Annotated in this window: 18 protein-coding genes; 11 read left to right on the plus strand and 7 right to left on the minus strand. The window is 69.0% G+C overall.

The genetic code is table 11. From position 1 onward, the window contains the following. Positions 1–55: 55 nt before the first annotated feature. Positions 56–694, minus strand: a complete 639-nt coding sequence (locus BDO18943_RS07120) for a DsbA family protein (RefSeq protein ID WP_175021801.1) — start codon at positions 692–694, stop codon at positions 56–58. Between the two features lie 94 nt (positions 695–788). Then, complete coding sequence (locus BDO18943_RS07125) at positions 789–2234, minus strand: TAXI family TRAP transporter solute-binding subunit (protein ID WP_043189342.1); 1446 nt, start codon at positions 2232–2234, stop codon at positions 789–791. A 431-nt stretch (positions 2235–2665) separates the two neighbouring features. On the opposite strand from BDO18943_RS07125, the gene BDO18943_RS07130 reads away from it, so the two are divergent. The 3 genes from BDO18943_RS07130 (at position 2666) to BDO18943_RS07140 (ending at position 7707) form a co-directional block, all read left to right on the plus strand. Further along, positions 2666–3031 carry a BON domain-containing protein gene (locus tag BDO18943_RS07130; RefSeq protein WP_043189339.1) on the plus strand — a complete coding sequence of 122 codons (366 nt, stop codon included), beginning with the start codon at positions 2666–2668 and terminating at the stop codon, positions 3029–3031. A gap of 136 nt (positions 3032–3167) precedes the next feature. Then, positions 3168–5258, plus strand: a complete 2091-nt coding sequence (locus tag BDO18943_RS07135) for a D-(-)-3-hydroxybutyrate oligomer hydrolase (protein WP_175021802.1) — start codon at positions 3168–3170, stop codon at positions 5256–5258. Between the two features lie 613 nt (positions 5259–5871). After that, the gene (locus BDO18943_RS07140; RefSeq protein WP_043189334.1) at positions 5872–7707 is read left to right on the plus strand and encodes a S10 family peptidase; all 1836 of its coding nucleotides are present in this window, start codon (positions 5872–5874) and stop codon (positions 7705–7707) included. Between the two features lie 208 nt (positions 7708–7915). On the opposite strand, the gene BDO18943_RS07145 is transcribed toward BDO18943_RS07140, so the two are convergent. The 5 genes from BDO18943_RS07145 to BDO18943_RS07165 form a co-directional block, all read right to left on the minus strand. Continuing rightward, positions 7916–8704, minus strand: a complete 789-nt coding sequence (locus BDO18943_RS07145) for a sulfite exporter TauE/SafE family protein (RefSeq protein WP_175021803.1) — start codon at positions 8702–8704, stop codon at positions 7916–7918. 315 nt (positions 8705–9019) lie between these two features. Beyond that, entirely contained in the window at positions 9020–10456 is a 1437-nt protein-coding gene (locus BDO18943_RS07150; RefSeq protein ID WP_175021804.1) for a DHA2 family efflux MFS transporter permease subunit, read from the minus strand. 136 nt (positions 10457–10592) lie between these two features. Then, positions 10593–11324, minus strand: coding sequence for a DsbA family oxidoreductase (locus BDO18943_RS07155; RefSeq protein ID WP_175021805.1), 732 nt, complete (start codon positions 11322–11324; stop codon positions 10593–10595). Positions 11325–11522: 198 nt separating this feature from the next. Continuing rightward, positions 11523–12317, minus strand: a complete 795-nt coding sequence (locus BDO18943_RS07160) for a helix-turn-helix transcriptional regulator (RefSeq protein WP_175021806.1) — start codon at positions 12315–12317, stop codon at positions 11523–11525. Continuing rightward, a complete protein-coding gene (locus BDO18943_RS07165; RefSeq protein WP_175021807.1) occupies positions 12314–13276 on the minus strand; it encodes an ornithine cyclodeaminase family protein in 963 nt (320 codons plus the stop codon). Before BDO18943_RS07165 ends, BDO18943_RS07160 begins: the two co-directional genes overlap by 4 nt. A 380-nt stretch (positions 13277–13656) precedes the next feature. On the opposite strand from BDO18943_RS07165, the gene BDO18943_RS07170 reads away from it, so the two are divergent. From BDO18943_RS07170 to BDO18943_RS07205, 8 genes are all read left to right on the plus strand, one after another. Then, entirely contained in the window at positions 13657–14436 is a 780-nt protein-coding gene (locus BDO18943_RS07170) for an ABC transporter substrate-binding protein (protein WP_175021808.1), read from the plus strand. A gap of 67 nt (positions 14437–14503) precedes the next feature. Beyond that, a complete protein-coding gene (locus BDO18943_RS07175) occupies positions 14504–15748 on the plus strand; it encodes an NAD(P)/FAD-dependent oxidoreductase (RefSeq protein ID WP_089450008.1) in 1245 nt (414 codons plus the stop codon). A gap of 529 nt (positions 15749–16277) precedes the next feature. Next, positions 16278–18674, plus strand: coding sequence for a beta strand repeat-containing protein (locus tag BDO18943_RS07180; protein WP_175021809.1), 2397 nt, complete (start codon positions 16278–16280; stop codon positions 18672–18674). A gap of 285 nt (positions 18675–18959) precedes the next feature. Then, positions 18960–19319 (plus strand): COG4315 family predicted lipoprotein, encoded by a 360-nt coding sequence (locus BDO18943_RS07185; RefSeq protein WP_175021810.1) that lies wholly within the window; start codon positions 18960–18962, stop codon positions 19317–19319. Positions 19320–19353: 34 nt separating this feature from the next. Beyond that, positions 19354–19869 (plus strand): sigma-70 family RNA polymerase sigma factor, encoded by a 516-nt coding sequence (locus BDO18943_RS07190; RefSeq protein ID WP_089450011.1) that lies wholly within the window; start codon positions 19354–19356, stop codon positions 19867–19869. Then, positions 19866–20648, plus strand: coding sequence for an anti-sigma factor family protein (locus BDO18943_RS07195; protein WP_175021811.1), 783 nt, complete (start codon positions 19866–19868; stop codon positions 20646–20648). The genes BDO18943_RS07190 and BDO18943_RS07195 overlap by 4 nt, the downstream gene beginning before the upstream one ends. Positions 20649–20676: 28 nt before the next feature. Continuing rightward, positions 20677–21108, plus strand: a complete 432-nt coding sequence (locus tag BDO18943_RS07200) for a cupredoxin domain-containing protein (protein ID WP_175021812.1) — start codon at positions 20677–20679, stop codon at positions 21106–21108. Then, positions 21105–21737 carry a LolA family protein gene (locus tag BDO18943_RS07205; protein ID WP_089450014.1) on the plus strand — a complete coding sequence of 211 codons (633 nt, stop codon included), beginning with the start codon at positions 21105–21107 and terminating at the stop codon, positions 21735–21737. Before BDO18943_RS07200 ends, BDO18943_RS07205 begins: the two co-directional genes overlap by 4 nt. Positions 21738–21751: the final 14 nt, after the last annotated feature.

The raw sequence follows: 21751 nt of genomic DNA on the forward strand, positions 1-21751 counted from the left end.
TCAGGTGAAGCGTAACCTTACCGCAGCCGCGCGTTGGCGTGCGTGATACCGGCCATCACGCACGGCCCTTCGGCAGCGCGCTGATCCGCTTGACCTCGCGCGATTCGAGCCAGTTCGGCGTGCGCGCGCAGTACAGCACCATCGGCAGCGCGTCCTCGCCCCAGAACAGCTGCTGGTTCATCCAGAACGTCGGCACACCGAACACACCGAGCGCGATCGCGTCGGCGTTGTTGCGGGCCAGTTGCGCGGTGGTCTCCTCGAACTCGATCAATTCATCGCCGTGGCCGACGCCGACCCGCTCGCACAGTGCCGCGAAGCCTTCCGGCGTCGACGGATCGTTGCCGTCGCGCCAGATGAATCGGAACATCTCCCGTACGGTCGCGATATCGGCGCGCAGCGCGATCGCGAGGCGCAGCAGCTTGTCCGATTCGAACGGGTGCGCGGGCGGCATCTTGAAGCGGATGCCGAGCTGCTCCGCGCGAAACAGCGCGTGACGGTACGTGAACACGCGCTTGGCCGGCACGTCGGCGCCGGAGCGCTGCCCCCAGTGACGCTGCAGGTCGATCAACGACACGGCGGCGGGTTCGAACGGCACGTCGGGCCACTTGTCATGCTGTTCGAGCAGCAGGTAGGAGAACGGCGACACGAAGTCGAAGAACCAGGCGGGCTGGGTGGTATCGAGGCCGGTTGTCATGTCGATCTCCAGTGGGTGGGGCGTGCGGCGCCTGGCGGCGGCCTTCATGTTACGCGGCGGCGCGCGCATGCGGCAATGATCGCGGATCGTCCGCTCACGCGGAACCGGGAGTCGCCCGGGGGGGATCGCCAGCCTGCGGCGGCGCGGTGTCGGCACGTGCGTGCGGCTGCCCACCGGCACCGGGCGGGTTGGCCGTCGGATCCTGGTCGTGCGCGGTGAGCCGTTCGCGCACGAAGCCGATGTGCTCGCGCAGCACGTAGAACTGCCCGGCATAGGCGAGCGGCATCTTCATCCGGTTCACCGCTTCCTCGATGTCGTCGAGTTCGTCGAGCAACTGCACGCGTTCCTCGGCCGTGTGTTCGCCGAGCGCGCTGCGCTCGAGCGAAATCAGCGCGCCGTACCAGCGGTAGATGCGCGAGCGCACGCGCCAGCCGTACAGCGACGGCACGAGCCGCAGCCCGGGGATCAGTACGACGATCAGCGGCACGGCCACGACGAGCAGCCGGTCGACGAGGCTCGCGACCCAGAACGGCAGCCGCCGGTACAGGAAGGTCTTGCCCGATTTGTAGTAGCGCGCGGCGTCGTCGGAGAGCGGGAAGCCGCGCGTGACCGGCGACGGGAATTCGCCCGCGTGCTGCAGGATCGTCGCGTGGCCGTGCACCTCGCGGGCGGCCTCGATCAGCAGGTCGGACAGCGCCGGGTGCAGCGAGTCGCGCGCGACGAGCTCGATCGTCGGCGCAACCGTGTGGATGTCGGCGGGCGGCAGGTTGCGGCCGAGATCGTAGACGCCCATCGGCAGCGTGATCGCGGTCAGGTACGGAAAGCGGCGCGCGTACGCCTCGGCCTGCGTGAACGAATACACGTGCACGCCCGGCGCGCGGAACAGCTTCGCCATCACCGGGATCTGCGTCGAGTCGCCGGACAGGAACGCCGCGTCGATCTTGCCGTCGAGCAGCGCGGTGGCCGCATCTTCGCCGGCGGTGGGCAGCAGCTCGGTCGAACCGCCCGGCACGATGCCGTTCATCTTCAGCAACGCGAGGCTCAACTCGCGCGCGCCGCTGCCTTCCGCGCCGAGTGCGAGCCGCTTGCCGTTGAAGTCGGACAGGCGTGCGACGACCGGGCCACGGTACATGATCGCGAGCGGCACGTAGCCGATGCTGCCGAGCGACACGAGGTGTTCGTCGCGCTCCTTCGGGCCGATGCCGCTCTGCACGAAGCCGACGTCGACCGGCGCGTTCGGGTTCGACAGCCTTGAGAGGTTCTGGGCGGACCCTTCGGACGACTGGACGTCGAGCGTGACGCCGTTCTTCGCGAGGATCGTCTTGTACTTCTGCGCGGCGTTCCAGTACGTGCTGCCGGGCGGCCCGGACGAGATCACGAGCGTGGACGGCGGTGCCGGCTGGATCAGCTTGACCGCGAGCCAGACGGCCGCGACGGCGAGCAGCACGGTGGGGCCGATCGACAGCGCGAGGTCGCGCCACGACACCGCGACGAAGCGGGCGAGGATGCGGCGAGGCGGGCGAGGGCGGGCTGGCTTCATGGCGGCGGTGGATGACGCTGGCGTGACGGATCGGTGACCGTCGTCGCGGACGATGGGGATTCTCGCGGCGATGGTACCCGGTTTCGCCGCGCGTGCGCGAGTGGGGCGGCCTGGCGCGGCACCGCGGCGACAGTGGCGGGCGGCCCCGCGTCAAAAGCTTTGCGCTTCCGCGGGCGCTGGATTACATTGTGCGACGCAGCCGCGCCCGATTTGCGCGCGACCCGGCACGCAATCAGACCGGGCGCGTTCGGCCGGCGGCTGTCCGGCCCGGCCGGCCCGCTTTTCGCGTGCGCCGACCGCCAGCCCGTCTCGCCTCTCTCGTATCGCCGTGGAAAACACCGGCTGTCCCGCCCGTTCGCGCGTGGGCCGGCTGTTTTTGGGGGTATCCGGCCGTACTGTGCACGGCCGTTCCGGAGTGATAAGGAGATAGCATGAAGTCGATCGTGTTGAGAGCGTTGGGCGTCGCCGCCGTGGCGGCCTGTCTGTCGGGCAGCGTGTATGCGCAGTCGAGCGATGCGGCGGCAACGGAAGCGCCCGCGGCCGCGACCAGCGCGCCGAAGGCCGCCGCGAAGACCGCGAAGAAGGCGAACCGCAAGCTCGGCTACGCGGTGCGCAAGGCGATTTCGAAGGAAGCCGGCGTGAACGTGTCGAACCTCGTCGTGCGTTCGAAGGGTGGCGCGGTCACGCTGGAAGGCACGATGCCGGCCCAGGATCAGATCGACAAGGCCGAAGCTGCAGCCAAGGGCGTGAAGGGCGTGACGTCGGTCGCGAACAAGCTGACGGTTCAGCAGCAGTGATGCCGGGCCGCGGCGCGCGAGCGCCGTGTGCGCCCGTGTTCAGGCGGGCCCCGGCATGCCGGGGCCCGTTTGCGCTTGAGAGGCCGCGAGCCGCATGAAGCGGCGGCGGACCGATAACGATATCGAGAGGGCGGCGATGACGAGACTCGGGTGGGGCAGGCGGATGGTTTTCGGCGCGGCGCTGGCCGCGGTTGCGATACTCGGCGCCTGTAACGGCGACGAGTCGGCCGAGCGCAACCGGTTGCCCGGTTTCGTGTCCGGCAGCGTACGCACGACGGCCTATGACGGCGCGAGCGACGACCTGCTGACGGCCGGCCTCGGCAAGACCGGCCTCGGCTCGGCGAGCGCCCCCGCTTTCGCGAATGCCGCCCGGCCGACGAGCGCCGAGCTGCGCCGCCTCGCGATCTGGTCGAACTATCGCGCGCTCGTCGACATGAGCGCGAACGGCGGCTACGGCCGCTTCTGGGGGCCGAACGTCGACCTCGACGGCAACGACACGCTCGGCGAAGGCAAGATCCCCGGCACCGAATATCTCGCGTATTCCGACGACGGCAGCGGCAGCAAGAACGTCACGCTGCTGGTGCAGGTGCCCGCCAGCTTCAATCCCGCGCAGCCGTGCATCGTCACGGCGACGTCGTCGGGTTCGCGCGGCGTGTACGGCGCGATTTCCGCGGCCGGCGAATGGGCGCTCAAGCGCGGCTGCGCGGTGGCCTACAACGACAAGGGCGGCGGTAACGGCGCGCACGAGCTGATGTCGGATACCGTCACGCTGATCGACGGCACGCTCGCCAACGCGGTGCTGGCCGGCACCGCGAGCCTGTTCACCGCGAACGTCACCAGCGGCGATCTCGCCACGTTCAATTCCCGCTTCCCGAATCGCTACGCGTTCAAGCACGCGCATTCGCAGCAGAACCCCGAGCAGGACTGGGGGCGCGTGACGCTGCAGTCGGTCGAGTTCGCATACTGGGCGCTCAACGAGCAGTTCGGACCGCTGATCGACGGCTCGCATCACGGCGTGCGCTATCGCGCGGGCGACATCACGACGATCGCCGCGTCGGTCAGCAACGGCGGCGGTGCGTCGCTCGCGGCGGCCGAGCAGGACAGCCGCGGCTGGATCACCGCGGTCGTGGTCGGCGAACCGCAGATCAACGTGCGGATGGCGCCGAATGCGGTCGTGCGCTCGGGCGGCCAGACCGTGCCGTCGTTCGGCCGGCCGCTGGCCGATTACGCGACGCTCGCGAACCTGCTGGAGCCGTGCGCGGCCGCATCGGCGTCGCTCGCCGGCGCGCCGTACCTGAGCGCGCTGCCGGTGGCGACCACGCAGTCGATCCGCACCCAGCGCTGCGCGACGCTCGCCGCGGCCGGGCTCGTGTCGGGCGCCGATACGCAAAGCCAGGCCGCCGACGCGCTCGCGCAGCTCCACGCGGCCGGCTACCTCGCCGATTCCGACCTGCTGCAAGCACCGATGTGGGATTCGCAGGCAATGCCGGCGATCGCGGTCACGTACGCGAACGCGTACACGCGCTCGCGCGTCACCGACAACCTGTGCAATTTCAGCTTCGCGACGACGAACCCGGCGACGGGCGCTGTCGCCGCGCCCGCCACGTCGCCGATGCCGGCCGTGTTCGGCGTCGGCAACGGCGTGCCGCCCACGGCCGGCATCGACCTCGTGTTCAACACGGGCGCGGGCGTCGACCACCGGCTCGCGACGCCCGATGCGAGCTTCGCGGGCGCGTTGTGCCTGCGCCAGCTGTGGACGAACGGGATGCTCGGGATGCCCGCGAACGTCGACGCGGTGCGCGTGAACGCGAACCTGCAGGGCAAGCCGGCGATCATCGTGCAGGGCCGCAGCGATGCGCTCGTGCCCGTGAACCACGCATCGCGCGCGTACGTCGCGCAGAACGGTATCAGCGAAGGCGGGCGCAGCCAGCTCGCGTTCTACGAGGTGACGAACGGCCAGCATTTCGACGCGTTCCTGCCGGTGCCGGGCTTCGACACGCGCTTCGTGCCGGTTCACTACTACAACCTGCAGGCGCTGAACCTGATGTGGAAGCACCTGAAGAACGGCGCGCCGCTGCCGCCGTCGCAGGTGATCCGCACGGTGCCGCGCGGCGGCACGCCGGGCGCCGCGCCCGCGCTGACGAGTGCGAACCTGCCGCCGATCTCGGCGGCGCCGGGTGCGAACGCGATCACGGTCGGCGCCGGCGCGATCGACGTGCCGCTCTGACGGCGTCCGCCGCGCCGCCCTCACCAAGCCGGACAGTTGTCCGGCTTTTTTTTGGGGTGGTCTGGAATCGGTCCCGTACTGCCTTTTATCGGAATGGCGAGTGCCGTAACAAATTATTACTTTACGGTGGTAAATCGGGGCCCTAATATGCGCCGGTATTTTCACTTAATTTAATAAATTCTAGATACGAGGCATTTCTTTCCATTTAGTTAATCGATCCTTTCGATTTTATTAAATCGGCTCGAGTCGCGATTGATCGCGGATTTGCGATTAATCGGCACCTCGCCGAGGGGGATTGTTCGTCTGTTCTAAGCGGGGCGCCCTTGTTGGGCGGGCCTTGCGGGGCATGTTTTTGCCGTCGATTTTGTGCAAGTGCAAATTCGTTGAGTGAATTCGTATTGCTGCGGATTATTGAATGGTCGTGTGCAGTGGAATGGATTTCATTGTGCAGTCGCAAAAAAATATGGGTGGGGTAAATCGTGCCGATCGGTATTTGCCGATCCGGTAAAAAACTCGGAGTGCGTCGCATAACGAATGCATTCCTGGTGCGGAGCGCCGGCGCAAATGATCCTTTGCGACCGGCGGTATTTATCGTTCTGTTCGAGAGGCAATAATGACGACACGGAAGTCCTTGAAAGACGGTTTCGCGCTATTCGGAACGACACTGAGCGTGCCGCTCGCCGCAGCGGCGGCCGCAGCGCTGCTCGTCACGGGGTGCGGCGGCGACGACGGGTCGAGCCCGGCCGCGGCCGCCAACGCGGCCGCGACGACGTCCAACGGCAGCACGTCGGCCAGCACCAACGCAACGAATGCCACGCCGGCCGACCAGCCGTACGTCGACAACGACGTGTACGGCACCGGGCCGAACGACGCGGTCACGGATTCCACGGAAGGGGCGGCCGTCGTGCACCGCACGGTCACGGTCGGCGGCAAGACCATCAACTACACGGCCACCACCGGCCACCTGACGACGATCGACCCGACCACGTCGGCGCCGAACGCGAAGATGTTCTACGTCGCGTACACGCAGGACAATCCCGATCCGTCGAAGCCGCGCCCGGTCACGTTCTTCTACAACGGCGGCCCCGGCTCGTCGTCGGTCTACCTGCTGCTCGGCTCGTACGGGCCGAAGCGCCTGCAGTCGTCGTTCCCGAACTTCACGCCGCCCGCGCCGTACAAGCTGCTCGACAACCCGGACAGCCTGCTCGACCGCACCGACCTCGTGTTCATCAACCCGGTCGGCACCGGTTACTCGGCGGCGATCGCCCCGGCCAAGAACAAGGACTTCTGGGGCACCGACCAGGATGCCCGCTCGATCGACCGCTTCATCCAGCGCTACCTGACCAAGTACTCGCGCTGGAACTCGCCGAAGTTCCTGTACGGCGAGTCGTACGGCACCGCGCGCAGCGCGGTCGTGTCGTGGGTGCTGCATGAGGACGGCATCGACCTGAACGGGATCACGCTGCAGTCGTCGATCCTCGACTACGCGAACGCGCTGTCCGCGCCGGGCACGTTCCCGACGCTCGCGGCCGACGCGTTCTACTGGAAGAAGACGACGCTCAACCCGACGCCGACCGATCTCGACGCGTACATGATCCAGGCCCGCAACTACGCGGACAACACGCTCGCGCCGCTCGCGCAGAAGCCGAACCCGCAGGACGGCGGCTTCGTGAACGTGCGACTGAACCTGAACCTGCAGACCGCGCAGCAGATGGGTTCGTACATCGGCACGGATCCGACGTCGCTGATCCAGACGTTCGGCAACCCGGCCGCGCTCGGCAACGTGCCGTCGTCGGACGACAACCCGCCGTACACGTTCTTCCTGACGCTCGTGCCGGGCACGCAGATCGGCCAGTACGACGGTCGCGCGAACTTCACGGGCAAGGGCATCGCGCCGTACATCCTGCCGAACTCGGGCAGCAACGATCCGTCGATCACGAACGTCGGCGGTGCGTACACGGTGCTGTGGAACAGCTACATCAACACCGACCTCAAGTACACGTCGACGTCGTCGTTCGTGGACCTGAACGACCAGGTCTTCAACAACTGGGACTTCAGCCACATCGACCCGACCGGCGCGAACAAGGGCGGCGGCAATACGCTGTACACGGCCGGCGACCTGGCGTCGACGATGAGCGTGAACCCGGACCTGAAGGTGCTGTCGGCCAACGGCTATTTCGACGCCGTCACGCCGTTCCACCAGACGGAGCTGACGCTCGCGCAGATGCCGCTCGATCCGACGCTCAAGGCGCAGAACCTGACGATCAAGAACTACCCGTCGGGCCACATGATCTACCTGAACGACGCGTCGCGGACCGCGCTGAAGGGCGATCTGGCCAACTTCTACGATGGCATCCTGGCCAACCGCACCGCGCTGCAGCGCGTGCTGAAGCTGCAGATGCGCACGCAGCAACTCAAGCAGCAGAAGCTGCAGCAGCAGGGGCAGTAAGCGCAGCGGGCGGCGTGCGCCGCCTGCGGCAATGCGATGCGATGCGTGTCGCCGGTTCGCCGCCGGGCCGTGCGCGGATCGCATCGCCCCGGATGGACGACAGCCCGATCGGCGTAGGCCGGTCGGGCTGTTTTTTTGTGAAGCGGGAGACGGGCCGGCGCGTCGTACGCCGGCGGGGGTAACTGCGGGGGAGGGGCAGCCGCGCCCCTTACGCGAGCACGAGCCGCACGCCAACCGCGACGAGCGTCGCGGCGAGCAGGTTGCGCAGCAGCCGCTCGGGCGCGCGCGCCGACAGCAGGCTGCCGAGCACGATGCCGGGCAGCGAGCCGAGCAGCAGCGACAGCAGCATCGACCAGTCGACCGAGCCGAGCAGCCAGTGCCCCATGCCCGCGACGAGCGTGAGCGGCACCGCGTGCGCGATGTCGGAGCCGACGATGCGGGTTGTCGCGAGCGCCGGATACAGCAGCAGGAGCACGGTCACGCCGATCGCGCCGGCGCCGACCGACGTCATCGACACGAGCACGCCGAGCACGGCGCCTGTCAGCACGGTCGACCACAGCGTACGCGCGGGGCTCGGCGCGAGCGGGTTGCGCGCGGCGAGCGCGGTGAGCTGCGGCCGGAAGATCAGCGCGAGCGACGTGAGCAGCAGCGCGACGCCGAGCACGAGCTGGATCATCCGCGCGGTGCCCGGCGCGTTCATCCCGTGCGTATGCAGCCACCACAGCGTGACGGCCGCGGCCGGGACGCTGCCCGCCGCGAGCCGGCCCGTGATGCGCCAGTCGATCGAACCTTTCAGCCCGTGGACGAGCGTGCCGGTGCCCTTGGTCGCGGCCGCGTACAGCAGGTCGGTACCGACCGCCGTCGCGGGGTGGACGCCGAACAGCAGCACGAGGATCGGCGTCATCAACGAACCACCGCCAACGCCCGTCAGGCCGACGAGGATGCCGACGAACAGGCCGGACAACGAGTACAGCAGATCGATATGGGGAAGCGACATCGGAAGCAGACGGTTATGCGGCGTTCGGCGGCGGCGCGTGGATCAAAGTCCGCCATTGTCGCAAAAGTGGCGCGTGGATGTACGACTGCGTTAAAAATCGGTGGGGAAAGCCCGTGGGGCGGGCATCCGGAGCGGGGGTGAAACAGGCGTTTGAACAGCGGCGGGGCGTGGTGGCCGGCGCGATCGCGCCGATCGGCCCGAAAGGCCGGGAGAAGCGGCGGGCGGGTGTCCGAGCCCGCCGCGCGTAAAAAGGGCGCGACTGTGCGCGCCCGGGTTCGATGGCGGCGGCGGACATCGCCAGCCGCCGGCCACCGGTCAGTGCATCGCGGGGCCGACGCCTTCGACCGCACCCTGCTGCCGGATGCGCAGCGCGAGGCCGATCAGCGCGGCGGCGGCGGCGAACGCCGCGCCGAACGCGAAGGCCGCATGGTAGCCGCCGTTCAGCGCGACGAGCGGCGCGTGCGTCGCCGCAAGCACGTCGGTGCGGGCGGCCGCGAGGCTCGCGAGCACGGCGAGGCCGAGCGCGCCGCCCATCATGAACGCGGTGTTGACGATCCCCGACGCGAGCCCGGAATCGGCCGGATCGACGTCGTTCATCGCGGCGAGCAGCATCGGGTTGAACGCGACGCCCGCGCCGATACCGAGCAGCGTCATGCCGGGCAGCACGTGCCAGACGAAGCCGCCGTCGACCGGCGCGCGCGAGAACAGCGCGAGGCCGCAGGCCGCGATCAGCAGGCCGGCCGCGATCGGGCCACGGATCCCGAAGCGCATCACGATGCGCGCGGACAGCCCGAGCGAGAACGCGGCCATGATCAGGTTCGCCGGCAGGAACGCGAGACCGACCTGCAGCGGCCCGTAGCCGAGCACGCGCTGCATGTACAGCGCGGACAGGAAGAACCACGCGAACATCGCGGCTGCCCACAGCACGCCGATCACGTTCGCAAGCGCGACGTTGCGCGCGGCGAACAGCGTGAGCGGCATCAGCGGATGCGCGGCGCGCGCCTCGATCGCAATGAACAGCGCGAGCAGCGCGACGGCCGCGCCGATCAGCGCGACGGTCTGCAACGACAGCCAGCCGGCTTCGTTGCCGCCGACGATCCCGTAGACGGCCAGCATCAGCGACGCGGTCACGGTGATCGCGCCCGCGACGTCGAGCCGCGCGGTACCGGCCGGCGCGCGCAGGCGCGGCAGCAGCGCGACGCACATCGCATAGACCGCGATGCCGATCGGCAGGTTGACGAGGAAGATCCAGTGCCACGACAGCGAACTCGTCAGCAGCCCGCCGAGCAGCACGCCGATGCTGCCGCCACCTGCGCAGACGAAGCCGTACACGCCCATCGCGCGGGCGCGTTCGCCGGGCTCGGTGAAGAGGTTCATGATCAGCGACAGCGCGACGGCCGAGACGACCGCGCCGCCGATCCCCTGCACCGCGCGCGCGGCGATCAGCATCGTCTGCGACTGCGCAAGGCCGCACGCGAGCGACGCGAGCGTGAATACGACGAGGCCCGCGAGGAACATGCGCCGCTGGCCGTACAGGTCGCCGAGCCGGCCGCCGAGCAGCAGGCAGCCGCCGAACGTCAGCAGGTACGCGTTGACGACCCACACGAGGGCGGTTTCGGTGAAATGGAGGTCGGTGCTGATCGACGGCAGCGCAACGTTCACGATCGTGCTGTCCAGCACGATCATCAGCACGCCGAGGCAGAGGACGATCAGCGCGTACCAGCGCTTCTCGCCGTGAATCCCGTGGGTCATGGGCTTGCAGCCTTCTGATAGTTATTTGAAAGGATGCATTGTAGACCCCATCGGCGCAGGCTTCCTGCCGGTTTGTGGCAGCAGCGAAGCGTAGTCGCGCGTCCGGGCGGGACGCGCGCGATGGATGCGACGGGCGTTACGAGCGCGCCGGCAGTGCGCAGCCGTCGGGGCCGCAGGCGGCTGCGTCGTCACCGTCGAGTTCGACGATGCCGTCGCGCCATGCCTGGTCGAGCGCCTGCGCAAACGCGTCGGCCGGCTGCGCGCCCGACACCGCGTAGCGGCCGCCGAACACGAACAGCGGCACGCCGCGACCGCCGATCTGCGCGGCGCGCGCGGCGTCGGCTTCGACTTCGTCGCGGTACAGGTCGCTACGCAGCACGGCTTCGACGGCCGAGCGCTCGAGTCCGGCTTCGACCGCGAATTCGGTCAGCTCGGCGTGATCGAACAGCGAGCCGTGCTCGCAGAAATACGCGCGGTACAGCCGCTCGGTCAGTGCGTGCGCGCGGCCCGTCGCTTCCGCGAGCTTCACGAGCCGGTGGCCGTCGAGCGTGTCGCCGACGAGCGTGCCGGGCAGGTCGTAGCGCAGCCCGACGCTCGCGGCTGCGTCGGCGACCTGGCGCAGCATCTGGTCGACCTGCGCGGGCGACATCCGGTACTTGCCGCCGAGCATCGCCTCGACCGGCTCGACCGGCTGGCCGGGCATCAGCCGGTACGCGCGCAACGCGACGTCGACGCGGTCGGCATGCGCGAACGCGGCGAGCGCCTCGTCGAAGCGGCGCTTGCCGATCCAGCACCACGGGCAGATCAGGTCGGACCAGATTTCGACGGTCAGGGTCGGGCGGGCAGTCGGGGCGGGAGCGGTCGTCATGGGCGGTTCCGGGCAGCAAAAAAATGTAACCGGGACTATATCATTTTGTGCTTCGACGCTTGGGCTTGCCCGGGCGGCCGTGTGAAACGGACGCCCGGCGTATCACGAAGCATAGACACGGAAGCGGCGTCCCGAAAGCGATTGCCGATGCCGGCCGCCGCCGCGCGTCGCGGCGAACCGGCCCGCGGGGTGGGTCGCTTACGCGTCGCCTTGCGTTTCCTTCAGGTGCTTGAGGTGCTTGTAGACCGTCGCGCGGCCCATTCCGAGCACGTTCGCGACGTAGTTCGCCGCGCTCTTGCCGCGAAACGCGCCCTCCGCATAAAGCGCTTCGACGAGCTCGCGCCGGTGCTCGCGCGTGAGCCCGTTCAGCCCGACCTGCCGTTCGCGCAGCCAGCCGTGCAGGAACGTGTTGATGCGCTCCTGCCAGTCGTCGCGGAACAGCTCGTCCGGCTGCGCGACGACGCCCGCGCCCTTGATGAACAGGTCGAGCGTCGCGCGCACCTCGTCGAACACCGCGATGTTGAAGTTGATGCACATCATCCCGGCCGGGCGGCCTTCGTCGTCGAACAGCACGTTGCTCACGCAGCGCATCCGCCGGCCGTCCCAGTTCAGCTTCTCGTACGGACCGATCACGCGCTCGCGCGCGGAATGATCGATTTCCTCGAGCGCGGAATCGTCGCCGACCTCGCGCTTCGACAGGTTGTTCGCGAGATACAGCACGGTCTGGTCGTGCAGGTCGTGGATCACGACTTCCGCGTACGGGAAGAACAGCGCGGCGATACCGTCGGCGATCGGCGCATAGCGGGTGAGCAGCAGGTTCTTGACGGGGGATTGCTTCTTGCGCATCGGGTTCGCCATCTCGGGTGGGCGGGGGCCGGGCAGCGCATCGGGCCGGCGTGCCGGCGCACCGTTGGCCGGCATGCCCGTGCGCCCGCGCGCGGCCGCCGCGGCGGTTGCGCCATTGTATCGGCCCCGCGCGCGCGTGCCGCTCATGCGCGCGTCAGGTGCGTGTACAGCGCGTGTGCGATCGCGATGTCCTCGAGCCCGAGGCCGATCGAGCGGAAGAAGGCATGACGGGCGTACGACGGTGCCGGGCAGGAGCCGGCGACGAGCGCGGGCAGGTCGCCGGCGATCCGCGCGGCGTCCCAGCCGTATTCCGCCGTCGCGATCTGCATCTCGCCGGCGCTCGCGGGCGTCGTGTGCCGGTAGTCGCAGTACACGTCCATGTCGGGCAGCCACGCGGGCGGAATCTCGTGTGCGCGCGCGACGTTCGTGCTGATCGACGTGACGAGCGCGGGGCGCGTGAGCATCCCGTCGCCGAGCACGGGCGTGCCCGACGACGTGCACAGCATCACGACGTCTGCGTCGCGCACACAGGCTTCGATGCTCGCGGCGGCACGGGCGCGCGGATCGAGCTGCGCGAGCGTCGCCTGCTGCGCCGCGTCGCCGGCGAGCGCGGGCGAGTACACGCGGATCGTTTCCCAGTCGCGCAATCCCGCCGTGTGCCGCAGATGCGCGAGGCCGACCGCGCCCGCGCCGACGATCGCGAGATGGCGCGCGTCGCGCGGCGCGAGGCAGTCGACCGCGAGCGCGGTCGTGCCGGCGGTGCGCTCGACGGTCAGCAGGCCCGCGTCGCACCACATCAGCGGCTGGCCCGTGCGCATCGACATCAGCGCGGTCCACGCGGTGACGATGGGCTTGCCGCCCGTCACGACATACGGCGACAGCTTCGCGCCGAACACCTGCGCGTCGGCGAGCGCGCCGAGATACGTGATGAAGTCGCCGGCCTGGTCGGGAAACAGCGTGAGCGTTTGCGGCGGCTGCACCGCGCGCGCCGCGGCGAGCGACGCGAACATGCTGCGCAGCGTGCCGAGCACGTCGAGCGACGGCAGGGCCGCGCGCACCGCGGCTTCGTCGACGGTCAGCGGCAGGGTCGGGGCGGTTTGCGTCATGGGGACATCTCCGGTCGGGGCCGGACAGGACTGTCTCGTTCGACGGTGTCCGGCAGTGTTCGTGATGGACGAAAAGTCTAATATAGACAAACTAAGTCAGGAGAATTTTTCTTTTCGAGACTGCGTTTCGCCGCGTGGTGCTGAAAAAACATCAATAAATCAAATGCATTCCGGGTGGTCGGCGACATTTCGATGCGATGTATCGGGACACGATTCTTGTATCCCCTATAGTCTATAGTAGACTTTGAGTCTATATTTCGCGTGCAGGATACGACGCGTCGCCGCGTGGCGGCCGCCTGCTTCGAATGCCGATCCGGCGCCCGGCCGAGGCCGTCGTGCGACCGATCCTCATCGCCTCAATCCAGAACGGAAGGACCGTCATGAACTGGAAGCTCTCCCTCTGCGCCGCTGCGGCGCTTGCCTGCGCGGCCGTCACGGCCCACGCGGATCAGACCACGTTGCGCTTCGGGATCGAAGCCGCCTATCCGCCGTTCGAGAGCAAGACGCCGGCCGGCCAGCTGCAGGGTTTCGACGTCGACATCGGCAATGCGGTGTGCGCGAAGCTGAACATGAAATGCGTCTGGGTCGAGAATTCGTTCGACGGCCTGATCCCGGCACTGCAGGCGCGCAAGTTCGACGCGATCAACTCGGCGATGAACATCACGTCGAAGCGCCGGCAGAGCATCGACTTCACGCCGGCGATCTACGTGGTGCCGATCGTGATGATCGCCAAGCACGGCTCGCCGCTGCGGCCCGACGTCGCGAGCCTGCGCGGCAAGCACGTCGGCGTGCTGCAGGGCTCGTCGCAGGAGGATTTCCTGAAGGCGCACTGGGCCAATGCAGGGGTGGCCGTCGTGTCGTACCAGGATCAGGACCAGATCTATGCCGATCTCGTTGCAGGTCGTCTCGACGCGGCCGTGCAGGAAGCCCAGACCGCGCAGGACGGTTTCCTCGACAAGCCGGCCGGCCGCGACTACCAGATCGTCGGCGAACCGCTGAAGGACCCGGCGACGCTCGGCGAAGGCACGGGCTTCGGGATGCGCAAGAACGACAAGGCGCTGCAGGCGAAGATCGTCGGCGCGCTCGATGCGCTGAAGAAGGACGGCACGCTCAGCGCGCTGTCGCAGAAGTACTTCAAGCGCGACATCGTCGCGAAGTAACCACCGCGGCGCGCCGGCCGCCGCGCCGGCGCGCGTCGCATCGAATCTCGACGCAGTACGGGGAACCATGGATTTCGACGTCATCGTTCTGGGGGCCGGCATCGTCGGCGTGTCGTCGGCGCTGCATCTGCAGGATCGCGGGCTGCGCGTCGCACTCGTCGACCGGCGTGCGCCCGGCGAGGAAACGAGCCACGGCAATGCGGGGCTGATCGAGCGCTCGTCGGTCGTGCCGTACGCGTTTCCGCGCCGGCTCGGCACGCTGCTGCGCTATGCGCGCAACCGCTCGGTCGATCTCTACTGGGACTACCGCGCGCTGCCCGCGTATGCGGGCTGGCTCGCGCGCTTCTGGCGCGAATCGTCGCCGCAGCGGCTCGCGGCCGCCGCGCGCGACCTGCTGCCGCTCGTCGCGGCGAGCGTCGTCGAGCACGACGCGCTGCTCGCGCGCACCGATGCGCAGCCGCTCGTGCACGACGGCGGGTGGATCGAGGCGTTCCGTTCGCCCGCGCTGTTCGATGCGGAAACCCGTGCGCAGCAGCGCGTGGCCGACGCGCACGGGCTGCGGATGACCGTGCTCGATGCGCGTGCGCTGCGAGCGAGCGAGCCCGGTATCAGCGACGCATTCTGCGGCGCATTCCACTGGCAGGACCCGAAGACCGTGTCGAGCCCGGGCGGACTGACCAAGGCCTACGCGCGGCTGTTCGAGCGCGACGGCGGCACGTTCGTGCGCGGCGACGCCAAGACGCTCGCGCAGGTGGGTGACGGCTGGCAGGTCGGTACCGAACACGGGCCGATCTCGGCGCGCTCGGCCGTGGTGGCGCTCGGGCCGTGGTCCGATCACGTCTTTGAGCCGCTCGGCTACCGGATTCCGCTGCGGGCGAAGCGCGGCTACCACATGCACTACCGGCCGACGCGCGCGCCGTTGAACGTGCCCGTGTGCGATACGGAGGAAGGTTTCGTCGTCGCGCCGATGGAAGGCGGCCGCCTGCGGCTCACGACCGGCGTCGAGATCGCGCTGCGCGGTGCGCCGCCGACCGGTGTGCAACTCGCGCGCGCCGAACCGCTGGCGCGCGACGCGTTCGGCATCGGCGAGCGGCTCGATCCCGAGCCGTGGCTCGGGATGCGGCCGTGCACGCCCGACATGCGCCCGGTGATCGGGCCCGCACCGCGCCATCGCCACCTGTGGTTCGCGTTCGGCCATTGTCACCACGGGCTCACGCTCGGCCCCGCGAGCGGGCGCCTGCTCGCCGAAATGATGACCGGCGCGCCGACCTATATCGATCCCCATCCGTACCGGCCCGCGCGCTTCGGCTGAACTGAACGCGCGGGGCGCGACGATGCCGCTCCGGCCATCGTCGCGCCCCGCATCGCGCTCCGGTGGCGCGTTGCGGCCGTCACAGTTTTTCATTCTGCTATCCGTATTAATGGCGGCTACGCAATCGGAAATGATCTGCGTAATCGTCAAGAAAGAAATCGCGAGATAAATAAAATCAGCAAATTCGCGATTCGGCAATGCATTTTCATTTCGCTGAAATACGCAATGGGCAGCCGGCCCTGACGAGGTGCGGGACCGTCGGGAACGGCCGTTACGGTGTCCCGCGGGATGTACCGGAACACGTTACTACGGGGCTCGCAAACGTTACGTTACATCCGCGCTCCGTCGGCCTTTTTCGTCCGATGATTCGGGCTCCACATCCCGTGGTTTTCGTCGGAAATCCATTAAAAAAACGTTATTGCCAAGCAATAGGCAGACGAATGAATCCATTTTTTTGAATTGGCACGCTTCGTGCAATCCGTCCCCATGCTTTATCAACGTAGTGCCAACCGAGATGGGGAAAATAAAGATGGGACAAAATCTTAAATTGACGGGTGTGGCGCTGTCGGTCGCGACGGTGTTCGGGGTGCTGGCTTCGGGTTCCGCGATGGCGGGGGCCCTTGATGCGCTGCCGATTCCGCAAGTGATCGTCAACCCGCAGACGAACGGCGTGTCGGTCGGGCTGGTCGCGACGGGTACGTCGCCGCTCGGCTCGGTCACCTTGGCGGCAGGTGGGGCGGGCGCGATCCAGACGTCGCTTGGCGATCCCGGCCAGGCACTGTCGGGCGCCGTGGGGGCGGTGACGGGTGCACTCGGCGGTGGCGGCGGCTCGGTGCAGCCGCTGGCGCCGGTACAGGGCGTGGTGAATCAGGTAACGGGTGCACTGAGCGGCGGCAACCCCGCCGGCGCGTTGACCGGCGCGCTGAATACGGCGACGGGGACGCTGAGCAACGCGGTTGGCACGGTAACGGGGGCACTGGGTAATGTCGGCGGCGGGTCGAACCCGCTGGCGCCGGTGCAAGGTGTCGTCAATCAAGTAACGGGTGCGCTCGGTGGCGGCAACCCGGCTGGTGCGTTGACGGGTGCACTCGGCACGGTGACCGGTGCGCTGGGCAATGTTGGCGGCGGCGCGAACCCGCTGGCGCCGGTTCAAGGTGTCGTCAATCAAGTGACGGGGGCGCTCGGTGGCGGCAACCCGGCAGGCGCGTTGACGGGTGCACTCGGCACGGTGACCGGTGCGCTGGGTAATGTCGGTGGCAGTTCGTACCCGCTGGGGGCGGTTCAAGGCGTCGTCAACCAAGTAACGACGGCGCTCAATAGCGGTAACCCGGCAACCGCGTTGACGGGTGCACTCGGTACGGTGGCGGGTGAGCTCGGTGCCGGTAATCCGGCAGGCACGGTGACCGGTGCGATCGGTAACGTGACGGGGGCACTAGGCGCATTGGGCGCTATCGGCGGTGGCGCGAATCCGCTGGCGCCGGTCCAGGGCGTCGTCAATCAGGTGACGGGCGCTTTGAGCGGCGGCAACCCGGCGGGTGCGCTGACGGGCGCACTGAACACGGCGACCGGGACGTTGAGCAACGCACTCGGTACCGCAACGGGCGCACTGGGCGGCATCGGCGGCGGTTCGAGCCCGCTGGCACCGGTACAAGGCGTGGTGAACCAGGTGACGGGCGCGCTCGGTAGCGGCAACCCGGCAGGCGCACTGACCGGCGCACTGGGCACGGTGACGGGCGCACTGGGCGGCATCGGCGGCGGCGCGAACCCGCTGGCGCCGATCCAGAGCGTCGTCGACCAGGTCACGGGTACGCTCGGCAGCGGCAACCCGGCCGGCTCGCTGAGCAACGCGGTCAACACGATCACGGGCACGCTCGGCAACGTCGGCGGCGCAGGGAGCCCGCTGGCGCCGGTGCAGGGCGTCGTCACGCAACTCGCGGGCACGCTCGGCGGGTCGAGCCCGCTGGCGCCGGTGCAAGGCGTCGTCAACCAGGTCGTCGGCACGCTGTCCGGCGCAGGTGGCGGCAGCCCGATCACGCCGATCACGAACCTCGTCAACGGCCTGCAGAACGCGCTGCCGACGGGCGGCAACCCAGCCGGTGCACTGACCGGCGCACTCGGCTCGGTGACGGGCGCGCTCGGCAACCTCGGCGGGTCGAACCCGCTGGCGCCGGTGCAGGGCGTCGTGAACCAGGTCGTCGGCGCGCTCGGCAACAGCAATGCGGTCGGCACGGCCACGAACGCACTGGGTAACGCGGTCGGCTCCGTCGTGGGCGCGCTCGGCAACGTCGGCGGGTCGAACCCGCTGGCACCGGTGCAGGGTGTCGTGAACCAGGTTGTCGGTACGCTCGGCAACGTCGGCGGCACGAACCCGCTGGCACCGGTGCAGGGCGTCGTCAACCAGGTTGTCGGCACCCTCGGCAACCTCGGCGGATCGAACCCGCTGGCGCCGGTGCAAGGCGTCGTGAACCAGGTCGTCGGTACGCTGTCGGGCGCGGCGGGCAACAACCCGATCGCACCGATCACGAACCTCGTGAACGGCCTGACCGGCGGCAGCAACCCGGCCGGTGCACTGACCGGGGCGCTCGGTTCGGTGACGGGCGCACTCGCGAACGGTCCGGTGGCCCTCGGGCAGGCGGCCGGTGCGCTGTCGGGCGCGGCCGGTTCGACGGCAGCGGCGGGCGGCAGCCTGCTCGGCTCGGGCGCGAACGCGGCCGGCGGCACGGCGGGCGCGGCCGGCTCGCTGCTGTCGACGGGCGCCAACTCGACCGCGACGGTCGTCAACGCAGTCGGCACGACGGTGGGTACGGCGCTCGGCTCCGCGCCGGGCCTGTCGGTCACGCCGCATTCGGGCAGCAGCGCGCCGGGCAACCCGCTCGCACCGGTGTCGTCGCTGCTCCAGTCGCTGACGGGCGCACTGCCGAAGTAACCGGCCGGACACGCACGGCGGCGCCGGATCGGCCGCCGTGCGCAACGGGTCGCGCAACGCGGCATGACAGCGATGTCATGCCGCGTTGTCTTTTTGTGTCCCCCTTTCTTTCGTCGCATGAATGGCCGTAGTCGACGCTCGTCGGCCGGCGTGGAATAACCGGTCGCCTCCATCCGTTTACCTACCGAATCCCGGCAGCGCCGGCCGGCAGGATAATGGCCGTGACGAAGCCGATCGACCCGGCCGGTGCCGCGCTGTCGCGACGCCGTGCCAAGGAGAACGGGCATGAAACGGATATTCGCCGCCACCGCGCTGGTGGCGGCAATCGTGCGGCCGGCCGCCGCGGAACCGCCCCGGGCCGGCGACGGGAAACTGGTCGACGAAGATCACATGACGCTGTACGTGTTCGATCGCGATGCGCCCGGCAAGAGCGCGTGCGACAGCACGTGTGCGGCCAGCTGGCCGCCCGCGCGCGCCGACGCGTACGACAAGGCCGCGGGCGCGCTGAGTCTCGTCGCACGCGACGACGGCAGCAAGCAATGGGCGTACCACGGGCGCCCGCTGTATCGCTGGAAGCAGGATCGCAAGCCCGGCGACGCGGGCGGCGACGGGATCGGCGGCATGTGGCACGTCGCGCGTCCATGACGGCGGGCGGTGGGGCGGTGCGCGAGGCATCCTGATGAGCTACGAATCGGATCTGCTGGTGTGGTTGCCGCATCTCACGCGCTATGCGCGCGCGTTGACGGGCGATCGGGCCTGGGCGGACGATCTCGTGCAGGACACGCTCGAGCGCGCGCTGAACCGCCCGCCGCGCGATGGCGGCAACCTGCGCGCGTGGCTGCTGACGCTGCTGCGGCACCGATTCATCGACCAGTTGCGTGCGCGGCACGAGATCGCAGTCGATGACGCGACGGCACCGTGGCAGACGATGGCCGCGCCGGCCGGCGAAATTGGCGGGCTGGTGCTGCGCGACGTGCAGCGCGCGCTGTACCGGCTGCCGGTCGAGCAGCGCGAGGTGCTGCTGCTGGTCGCCCTTGAGGAATTGAGCTATCGCGATGCCGCAGAGGTACTCGGCGTACCGGTGGGAACGGTGATGTCGCGGCTCGCACGGGCGCGCGGGCAGATGCGCGCGCTGCTGTCGGACGAGCCGTCGGCGCACGGCACGGCCGCGTTACGGGTGATCGGGAAGACATGATGGACGATCCGCACAAGCCTTCGAACGAGCGGGACGACGATGCGTCGGCGCAACTGCTGTCCGCGTTGCTGGACGGCGAGCTGTCCGGGAATGAGCGCCGCGAGGTGCTCGAGCGCGTGCTGGCCGATCCGGAGGAAGCCGAACGATTCGCGCACTACCGTGCGCAGCGCGACGCGCTGCAGGCGCTGTTCCCGTTGCCGGGCGCCGCACCCGCGCTGTTCGTGCAGCGCGGTGCGCCGCGACGGCGCGGGATCGCCTATGCGTTCGCGGGGCTGGCGGCCGGGCTGCTGATCGGCGTCACGCTGCATGCGGGCTGGATGGCGTTCGGCCGCGAACCGGCGTTTGCCGCGCGCGCGGATGTCGCGTACGCGACTTACGTGGCCGACCGCGAACATCCGATCGAGGTCGGTGCAGGCGACCCTGAACGTCTCGTCGCGTGGCTGTCCGCGCGTCTCGGGCGGTCCGTGCGTGCGCCGTCGCTCGACGAATACGGCTACGAGCTGCTCGGCGGCCGGCTGCTCCCCGGCGAAGCGGGGCCGGCCGCGCAACTCATGTATCAGCGTGCGGACGGCGAGCGCGTGACGCTGTACATGACGGCCTACGATGCACGGCGCCTCGCGCCGCAGGCGATGTCGGCCGGCGATCGCTACACGTATTTCTGGTCGGATCGCGGGATGGGCTACGCATTGTCCGGCCAGGGCGACGAACGGCGCCTGCGCGAACTCGCGATCGACGCGTGCGGTGCGCTCGGCGGCCCGACCGACGCGTGGAAGGGGTGACGCGCGCGGCACCGGTACGGAGCAGGCGATGAAGACGACGATGACGAAGGGCCTCGTGCTGATGCTGGTGCCGGCGGTGTTCGCCGCGGGCGCCGCGCTTGCGCGGGCGGACGGCGACGCGCCGGTGCGTGTGCCCGTCGACGCCGACGGCGTGCAGCGGGTGGCGATCGTCGGCGGCAGCTATTTCTTCCGGCCGAACCACGTGATCGTGCGGGCGCACCTGCCGGTCGAACTGACCGTGTCGGCCGAACCCGGCCTGGTGCCGCACAGCTTCGAAATCGATGCGCCGCAGGCCGGCATCGCAGTGCACACCGAGCTCGTCACGACGCCGAAGACGTTTCGCTTCACGCCCACGCAGCCGGGCCGGTTCGCCTACTATTGCACGCATCGGCTGCTGTTTTTCAGGAGCCATCGCGAGCGCGGGATGGAAGGCGTGCTCGATGTCGAGGCGGCGCCGTGATCGCCGCGTTGCTGGCCGCCAGCCTGATAGGAGCGAGCATGACCGCCGATCCCGTGACCGTCGCGCAGGCGCATTTCGACCACGTCCGCTCGTACCGCGCGACGATCCGCTCGTCGGCGCGCAGCGGCGAGCACACCGAAATCCGCTACGCGTACCTGAAGCCGGGCTTCGTCCGGATGGATTTCGTGTCGCCGCATCACGGCGCGGTGCTCGCATACGATCCCGGCGACGGCAAGGTGCGGCTGCGCCCGTTCGGCGCGCACGCGCCGCCCGCGTTGACGCTGTCGCCGTCCAATCCGCTCGTGCGCGACCGCAGCGGCCACCGGGTCGACCGGTCGGACGTCGGCGAACTGCTGCGCAACGTCCATGCGCTGCAGGAAGGCGGCGCGACGGTGACCGAAGGCGAGGAGGCCGTCGGCGGCCGGACCGCGCTGCGCGTGTCGGTCACGGGCGCGCCCGCGCACGCGGTCGATGGCGTGCATCGCTACCGGCTGTGGCTGGACACCGAGGACGGCTTTCCGCTGAAGGTCGTCAGCTTCGCGGACGATGACGACGTGCCGCTCGAAACCGTGACGCTCGACGACGTCGAGATCGACGTCGCGTTTCCCGAACGCTTCTTCGCACCCTGAGCGGTGCGCTGACT

Source organism: Burkholderia aenigmatica, assembly GCF_902499175.1.
Lineage (GTDB): Bacteria > Pseudomonadota > Gammaproteobacteria > Burkholderiales > Burkholderiaceae > Burkholderia > Burkholderia aenigmatica.